This window comes from Nonomuraea cavernae (assembly GCF_014646355.1).
Taxonomy (GTDB): Bacteria; Actinomycetota; Actinomycetes; order Streptosporangiales; family Streptosporangiaceae; genus Nonomuraea; species Nonomuraea cavernae.
The window spans coordinates 76,883-85,136 of record NZ_BMNH01000026.1 but is presented as its reverse complement, the minus strand read 5'-3'; the positions used below and the strand labels follow the sequence as shown (position 1 = coordinate 85,136).

Sequence of the window (8,254 nt, the reverse complement as noted above, 5' to 3'; positions counted from 1 at the left end):
GGCTTGCGGAGCCGTACCCGGTCGCGGATCCCCTGGAGATCCTCCAGGGCGATCCCTCGCCCGGTGCGTGCAGCCTCGGTCACGATGCGTCTGGCGATGGTGTGATTGGTGTCGGCGGCGAAACGCGCTTCTTTACGGCGGCGTCTCTTCAACAGCCGTCTGGCGCTCTTGGTCTGTTTGGCCTGCAGGCGGCGGCGCAACTCCCGGTGGCGGTGACGGACCGCGTTCAGGGTCTTGCCGCTGTGGCGGACACCATCGCCGGTGCCGGTGCCGGTGCCGGTGCCGGTGCCGGTGGCGGTGGCGGTGGTGGCGATGTTGGCGATCCCCAGATCCACCCCGACAAACCCGTCCGGAGCGCGCACCGGAACGTCCGGCAGGTCGCAGGTGGCGATGAGAAACCACCTGCCATCGCGGCAGACCAGGTCTGATTCGCCCTTGCGGTGAGCGGCCAGCAGGGTGAGCTGATCGGCCGAGGCGGTGAACGCCACGCCCTTCATCCGCCCGCCCACGGTCCAGATCGACACCGTGCGCGCGTCCATCCGCCAGGACAGGCAGCGGTCGTCGAACGGCTGGGCCGCGCCCGGGCGAAAGACGATCGGCCTGGCCTGCACCCGTTCACGCCGGACGGAGCCGGGCCTGCCCAGATGGCCGCTGCGCAGATTGGCATGCAGGGTGGCGTAGGCGTCGGCGACCTTCTTGATGACATGCTGCGCGGCCTGAGCCGCCAGCCCGTACCTGTCCTTGACCTGCCCGTAGACGTGCCTGCGCAGATCGTAATTGCGAAACACCCGCTGGGTATGGGCGAGCGCCGCCACCCAGGTGGCCGCGTCGTTGACCGCGCGCAACGTCGCCTCCAGCGCCGCCGCCTGCTCAGGCGTCGGCAGCAGCTTCACCCGCACCACCAGCTTCACCTCGAACACATTATCGCCAAGCCCACGCCACCGGGATGGAAACCGAACCCCGGCATGAGAAGAGGGCGGACGCGTCGTCCGCCCGCTTCACGCGCATGTGATCTTCACCCTGAGCCGCTCCACGGCCTACCGGTCACCGCACCGCTCGGGCCTTGGCGGCCCTCCCGCGCTGTCCTTTCCTCCCGGGCGTAAACGCCCGGGGTTCCACGCCAGATCACGCTGAAAGAAAGGAGGGAGTGGGGGTGGAGGGGGACTGACCCTTGCATGCCGCGGGTCCCCCGAAGGCCGCGGCAACGGCAGGCGGCCGATGACGCCGCGCATGTCATGTCGAACGGGTGGCTGGTGCACCTGTCAGGTCCAGGTGACGCCCCGCGCCATGGCTTCTCCTTTCCGGCACGGCCCGCACGCGGAGCGAACCGCATCCACATTCCCGGACCACATGGAACATGTGACCCCGGCTGCCAACGTATCGGTTCCCATCGCACGACGCACACTCCGCAATTATTGTGTTACACATCGTTAGGCGGAGAGGAGTCGGTATGGCGGCGACCAGTCACACCTCGATCAAGTCTCGCGACGGTGTGTCAAGTCTGGTCGGCCGTTGGCCGCTGCTCGGGCAACGTCGTCCGCTCGTCGTCTATCTCTGCGGCATCGTGGCCCTCGATGTCGTCGCGATGGTGCTGCTCGCGACGGTCACCGACGTCCGCTGGCCGCACCTGCTGACCTTCGCCGCCCTCATGGCGTGCGGCGCGGTCTGCATCGAGGCCACCAGACGGCTCGGCATGCCCGCGGGCGTCGCGCGTGACCTGCTGTCAGCGTGGTGGCTGCCGGTGGCATTGCTGCTGCCGCCGGTCTACGCCCTGTTCGCGCCGATCGTGCTACAGGCGCTGCTGCAGTGGCGGGTCCGGGCGACGGTGCTCTACCGCAGGGTGTTCAGCTCGGCCGCCATCGGCCTGGCGGGGTGTGCCGCTTCGGTGCTGTTCCACCGGGTGGTCCCGGACCCGTCGGCGTTGACACGGGGTGGCGGGTCCGCGATCACGCTGGCGGTGGGCGCGGCGGTGGTGTTCGCGCTGCTCAACACCGGGCTCATCGCGATCGCGGCGCACACCGCCGATCCCGAGGGGCCGTGGCGCGACGTGTTGTGGGACAGGGAGAGCGTGCTGCTGGACGTCGTGGAGCTGTGCCTGGGCGTCATCGTGGCGATCGCCTGCGGGCTCAACCTCGCCCTGCTCGTCCTCACCCTGCCGCCGGTGGTGCTGTTGCAGCGCAGCCTCCTGCACGCCCAGCTCCAGGCGGCGGCCCGCACCGACTCCAAGACCGGCCTGCTCAACGCCGCGGCCTGGCAGCGCGAAGCCGACACCGAGATCGTCCGGGCCCGGCGCAGCGGCGACACCCTGGCGCTGCTGATCATCGACATCGACCACTTCAAGCGCGTCAACGACAACCACGGCCATCTCGTGGGCGACCAGGTGCTGGTCAGCATCGCCACCACACTCCGCGGCCAGCTGCGCGAATACGATGTCGTCGGCCGTTTCGGCGGCGAGGAGTTCGTGGTGCTGCTCCCGGGCGCCGACATCCACGAGGCCCGCCAGGTGGCCGAGCGGCTCCGCAGGCGCATCGGCCGGATGACGATCGCCGCCGACGACGTCATGATAAGCGTCACCATCTCGGCGGGCGTCGCCGTCATGAGCCTGCACGGCGACGATCTCATCGAGTTGCTCGCCGCCGCCGATCTGGCCCTCTATCGGGCCAAGGAGCTTGGCCGTGACCGCATCTGCGTGCCCGTCGTCCAGGCGCCGCCGCCGCCGGTGGCCGACGCCTCCCCGGCCTGAATCCATCCCTGTTGCCCCAGAGGCAGAAGCCCGGGTCAGGAGCCCCTAAGCTAGATACCATGCCGGAGTACATCTATACGCTGCAGCGCGTGCGCAAGGCGCACGGCGACAAGGTTGTCCTTGACGACGTCACGCTGTCGTTTCTGCCAGGTGCCAAGATCGGCGTCCTGGGCCCTAACGGCACCGGAAAGTCGACGCTGCTCCGGATGATGGCCGGTCTGGAGCAGCCGTCCAATGGTGACGCCAAGCTCATGCCGGGCTTCTCGGTCGGCATGCTCCAGCAGGAGCCTCCACTCAACGAGGAGAAGACCGTCCTCGGCAACGTTCAGGAAGGCGTCGCCGAGACGATGGCGCTGCTTGAGCGCTACAACGAGATCGCCGAGCAGATGGCCACCGACTACAGCGACGAGCTGCTCGACGAGATGGGCAAGCTGCAGGAGCAGCTCGAGCACCGCAACGCGTGGGAGCTCGACAGCCAGCTGGAGCAGGCCATGGACGCCCTGCGCTGCCCGCCGCCCGACGCCGAGGTGAGCAAGCTCTCCGGTGGTGAGCGCCGCCGGGTCGCCCTGTGCAAGCTGCTGCTGGAGGCGCCCGACCTGCTGCTGCTCGACGAGCCGACCAACCATCTCGACGCCGAGAGCGTCCAGTGGCTGGAGCAGCACCTGGAGAAGTACGCCGGCACCGTGCTGGCCGTCACCCACGACCGCTACTTCCTCGACAACGTGGCCGGCTGGATCCTCGAGCTCGACCGCGGCCGTGCCTACGCCTACGAGGGCAACTACTCCACCTACCTGGAGGCCAAGACCCAGCGCCTCAAGGTCGAGGGGCAGAAGGACGTCAAGCGCAAGAAGCGGCTTGAGGACGAGCTCGAGTGGGTCCGGTCCAACCCGAAGGCCCGCCAGACCAAGAGCAAGGCCCGTCTCCAGCGTTACGAGGAGATGGCGGCCGAGGCCGACAAGCATCGCAAGCTCGACTTCGACGAGATCCAGATCCCGCCGGGTCCCCGCCTCGGCACCACGGTGATCAGGGCCGAGCGTCTGACCAAGGGGTTCGACGACCGGCTGCTCATGGAAGACCTCACCTTCGACCTGCCGCGCAACGGCATCGTCGGTGTGATCGGTCCCAACGGCGTCGGCAAGACCACCCTGTTCCGCATGATCACCGGGAGTGAGACGCCCGACAAGGGGGCGATCACGGTGGGCGACACGGTCAAGATCTCCTACGCCGACCAGAGCCGCGGCGGCATCGACTCCGCCAAGAACGTGTGGGAGGTCATCTCCGACGGGCTCGACCACATCAAGGTCGGCAATGTCGAGATGCCGTCGCGGGCCTACATCGCCGCGTTCGGCTTCAGGGGTCCCGACCAGCAGAAGAAGGCCGGCGTCCTGTCGGGCGGCGAGCGCAACCGGCTCAACCTGGCGCTCACCCTCAAGCAGGGCGGCAACGTGCTGCTGCTCGACGAGCCCACCAACGACCTCGACACCGAGACGCTCTCCTCGCTGGAGAACGCCCTGCTCGACTTCCCGGGCTGCGCGGTCATCACCTCCCACGACCGGTGGTTCCTCGACCGGATCGCCACCCACATCCTGGCGTGGGAGGAAGGCTCCAACTGGTTCTGGTTCGAGGGCAACTTCGCCGACTACGAGAAGAACAAGATCGAGCGCCTCGGTGCCGACGCCGCCCGGCCCCACCGCGTCACCTACCGCAAGCTCCACCGCGCCTGAGCGTGACAGCGTGCCGCCGGTCTCGCTCGGCGGCACGCGACTTCCGTTCCTAGCCGCCGCTCGCCGTCCCGCCGCCGTCCACGTCCTCTGGGCGGCGCGTGGCTCCCACCGCCGTTCCGGCTCGTTGGCGAGGCATGCGTCTCACCGCAGTTCCGGCTCGTGCTTGGGACGTGTTTCTCGCCGCCGTTCCGGCTCGTGCGTACCCGTCGTTCTTTCCGCCGTTTCCAGCTCGTACGGCAAGCACGGGAAGGCCCAACCGCCGCCCGTGGTCGGGGCCTGTCCAGGGTGACGCTTACGGGGTTCACGTGGCCGGCCGCCGCGACGGCACTCTCCTGAGGCACACGGGATCACCCATTCAGCCTCCTGTGACGGGCGGCCCGTGGATCCACACGAACGGTTGGCCGTCTGGAGGGTCCGCCGTCCCCGCTGCCCAGCGCGGGCAGACCGGCCACCGTGAACGGTCGTCGTCGGCCTCGGCCACTCAGGTCAGACGCCCGGCCCGCGACTGCTTCGCGGCTCTCCCGCCAGGTGCGAATCGTGTGGTCCTTCCACGACAGCCTGCTGGATCGGCGTCATCCCAGCCGGTACGTCATGCCGGGCTCCGGCACCACGCCGGTAGATCTCTGAGCCGCTCACCCGCGTGGTGGTGTCGGCGATGGTCCGCGCGTGGCCTCGTGCCTCACCCAATGAACTGGTCGTGTCGTGGGATGCCGAGCTCACGGCGGTGACCGCGCGGACCGCTGATCGTTTGATGAAGCGGCCCGAGCCGAAGGCGACCCTCGGGGGCCTGGTCCGTGGGCTGCTGGCCGATGTACGGCGCACGAACTCGTGGCAGTTGGCCGACCATCTCGGGCATCCGACGTTACGGCGTCGCGCCGCCGTCATGCAGGGTTGGCCGCCCGGGGGCCCTCGAGTTCGTCGGCGTCGGCCGCCCGCGCCGGTAGGAGCAGGGCGGTGACGACCACGATCACGGACAGCACCGCGCCGATGATGAAGGCCAGCCGCATGCCGCCGAGGGTGGCGAGCGCCTCGGTGGCTCCGGCGGATCTCAGGGCATCGGCTCGCGCGCTCATGACGGTGATCACGAGCGCGGTGCCGAAGGCCGCGGAGACCTGTTGCAGCGTGCTCAGGATCGAGCTGCCATGGGAGTAGAGCCGTGGGGGGACCGCTCCGAGCCCGAGGGTGAACACCGGCGTGAAGGTCGCGGCCAGACTCACCATCAGCAGCGCGTGCAGACCGAGGATCTGCCAGTACGGCATGGTCATCGAGACCTGGGTGAAGCCGGTGAGCGCGAACATGATCCCGATCGCGCCGGGGATGACCAGCACCCGGCCGCCGAACTTGTCGAACAGGCGGCCGACGGCCGGACCCAGCAGCCCCATCGCGAGGCCACCCGGCATCACGAGGAGCCCAGTCTCCAGGGGATTGAGCTCGCGGACGCTCTGCAGGTACAGCGGCAGCAAGATCATTGAGCCGAGCATCGCCATGAAGGCCACCGCCATCAGGATCAGCGCGACCGTGTAGGTGCGATGGCGCAGGGTGCGCAGGTCCAGCAGCGGCACGCCGCGCTTCTGCAACGACAGCTGGCGGACGACGAAGACGGCGATGGTGATCAGCCCGGCCGCCACGATCGCGGCGGCGACGCGGACGTCACCGCCCTCGAACTGGCTGAGCCCGTAGACGAGGCCGCCGAAGCCGGCGGCGGCCGTTATCACGCTGAGCCAGTCGATGCTGCTGAACTGAGGCTCGCCGATGTTCTCGAGCCGCTTCAGGCCACGCCAGGTGATCACGGCGGCGATGGGGAGCACCACGACGAACAACAGGCGCCAGGACCCGAACTGGAGGATCACCCCCGAGATCGTCGGGCCCATCGCCGGCGCGACCGAGATGGCAAGGGTGACATTGCCCATCACCCGGCCCCGGTCCTGCTCGGGCACCACCTGCATCAGCGTGGTCATCAGCAGGGGCATCATCAGCGCCGTCCCGGACGCCTGGATGATGCGGGCGCCCAGCAGCACCTCGAAAGACGGCGCCACGATCGCCAACGCCGTGCCGATCAGGAACAGACCCATCGCGGTGGCGTACGCGCGACGGGTGGTCACCCGTTGCAGGAACCACCCGGTGGTCGGGATGACCGCGGCCATGGTGAGCATGAAGGCGGTGGAGAGCCACTGCGCGGTCTGCTCGGTGATGTGCAGCGCGTCCATCATCCTCGGGATCGCGTTGATCATGATCGTCTCATTGAGGATGACCACGAATGTGGCGAGCACCAGCAGCCGGATCACGGGCGGCGTGCGACCTGAAGCAGCGGCCGCGGGCTTGGGGAGTGAGTCGAGCTGTGGGCTGGGCACGGTACCTCGATCGGGATTGGCTGGCTGAACGCGGTCATGGCTGGTGTCCCGGCCTGCGGTCGCCCAAGGCTTTGTGGTCATGGACAGACTGACGGGCGCCACCGACAAAACTCATCGACCGCGCCCCACACTGCGGCAAGTGCTGTGAAATGTCACCCGGTTTTCACTGGGGGAGGACGATCTCCGGATGGGGAGGGAGCACCCGTATCGCTACGTGACCTGGGTGAACACGCGCCCGGGCCGGCTCCGAATCGCACCATGGGCGGATCGCCGCGGGCGGCCCGCCGTACGGGAATGTCGGCAGCCGAAGTCCTCGGCCGGACCAGGCTCACTTGAGCGGATCGTGGCCCCAGTTCATCAGCGAATAACGCCATTTGGTCTCTCGGACGTCGCCGGAGGGGCGCTGCGCCAGGTGCCGGTGGATGTAGCCGATCACCTTGCGCATGTGCGCGTAGTCCTGCTCGGTGAGGGACGACTTCTTCGTCTGGAGCAGTCCGACGATCTTGCGGCCGGACTCGTGCCCGGTGGATTCGCCGCCGCCGTCCTTCTTCTGGCCCACCATCTTGGAGTCGTCCGTGGCGAGCCAGCGTTCCAGCTCCTTGGCGGTCATGTTCACCGCCTGGTCGAACTCGGCCGCGACCGCCCGCTCCTCCTCGGTCATTCCGAACCCTGGTCCTTGCGCAGGGCCGACGGCTTGTGCACGGCCTTCTTGCCGCTTTTCTCGCTGCGCACCACGTACTGGGGGTCGTCGGGCGAGGCGGCCACGGTGCGACCGGCTTCCTTCCGCCTGCCGGTGATCTTCTTCTCGACCTTGCCGTGGGCGGTTGATCCGTGGCTTCGCCAGGTGACCTCGTCGCCTACCGACGGGTCTTCCTTCCGCTTCTTCGTCATGCGCTGTGCACTACCCCGACCTGCGCTTGCAGGCCACAGCGCAGCCATGGATACGCCCATTTTCCGCTATGTACTCAGCTGTGTACGCACGCTCGGCCTTCTGGACGAGAGGCCGCTTCAGCGAAGTGCGGCAGTGTCAACGCCGCTCGAATCCCGGATCGCGAATTCCGTGAGTCGGCACTTCTCCCGGTTTCCTTTCCCGGACGACACAGCCTGGAGCCCCGGCCTTTCGTTTGCGCCCGGACGTCGAAGAGCGGGGCTCCAGGTCAGAGCCGCACAGCCCTATCTGGTCTGAGAGGAGCCATGGATCGCGTAGGGGGAGCTACTCGGGCAAGTGGCGATCGAGACCCAGGTCGCCGCACTCCTCCACGTGCCGTAGGCAGTGGTGCGCCGCTGATCGTTCTCGGTGACGCACGTGGCGACGGCCCGGTACTCGCCGGTCCCGGAGCCACAGGTCGCCTTGACCGTACGTGAGTCGACGATGGCGGACGAACATCCGCTGGGGGCGGCCCAGGCGGGTTGCGTGAAGCCTGGGGCGAGCGCGA

The 8,254-nt window shown here is 68.3% G+C and carries 6 protein-coding genes; 2 read left to right on the top strand and 4 right to left on the bottom strand.

The window, feature by feature from the left end:
- Window positions 1–911, bottom strand: a 911-nt coding sequence (locus tag IEY82_RS30570; protein WP_229697732.1) for a transposase, incomplete at its 3' end; no start/stop codon positions are given.
- Window positions 912–1,450: 539 nt separating this feature from the next.
- On the opposite strand from IEY82_RS30570, the gene IEY82_RS30565 reads away from it, so the two are divergent.
- Together IEY82_RS30565 and ettA are read left to right on the top strand one after the other, a co-directional pair.
- Window positions 1,451–2,743 carry a GGDEF domain-containing protein gene (locus tag IEY82_RS30565; protein ID WP_189127729.1) on the top strand — a complete coding sequence of 431 codons (1,293 nt, stop codon included), beginning with the start codon at window positions 1,451–1,453 and terminating at the stop codon, window positions 2,741–2,743.
- A 59-nt stretch (window positions 2,744–2,802) separates the two neighbouring features.
- The gene (gene ettA, locus IEY82_RS30560; RefSeq protein WP_189127728.1) at window positions 2,803–4,467 is read left to right on the top strand and encodes an energy-dependent translational throttle protein EttA; all 1,665 of its coding nucleotides are present in this window, start codon (window positions 2,803–2,805) and stop codon (window positions 4,465–4,467) included.
- A gap of 881 nt (window positions 4,468–5,348) precedes the next feature.
- On the opposite strand, the gene IEY82_RS30555 is transcribed toward ettA, so the two are convergent.
- The 3 genes from IEY82_RS30555 to IEY82_RS30545 all read right to left on the bottom strand — a co-directional run bounded on the left by IEY82_RS30555 (window position 5,349) and on the right by IEY82_RS30545 (window position 7,709).
- Entirely contained in the window at window positions 5,349–6,818 is a 1,470-nt protein-coding gene (locus IEY82_RS30555; protein ID WP_225264139.1) for an MDR family MFS transporter, read from the bottom strand.
- Window positions 6,819–7,146: 328 nt separating this feature from the next.
- Window positions 7,147–7,479, bottom strand: coding sequence for a DUF3140 domain-containing protein (locus IEY82_RS30550; RefSeq protein ID WP_189127726.1), 333 nt, complete (start codon window positions 7,477–7,479; stop codon window positions 7,147–7,149).
- Window positions 7,476–7,709 carry a hypervirulence associated TUDOR domain-containing protein gene (locus tag IEY82_RS30545; protein ID WP_189127725.1) on the bottom strand — a complete coding sequence of 78 codons (234 nt, stop codon included), beginning with the start codon at window positions 7,707–7,709 and terminating at the stop codon, window positions 7,476–7,478. Before IEY82_RS30545 ends, IEY82_RS30550 begins: the two co-directional genes overlap by 4 nt.
- Window positions 7,710–8,254 lie beyond the last annotated feature (545 nt).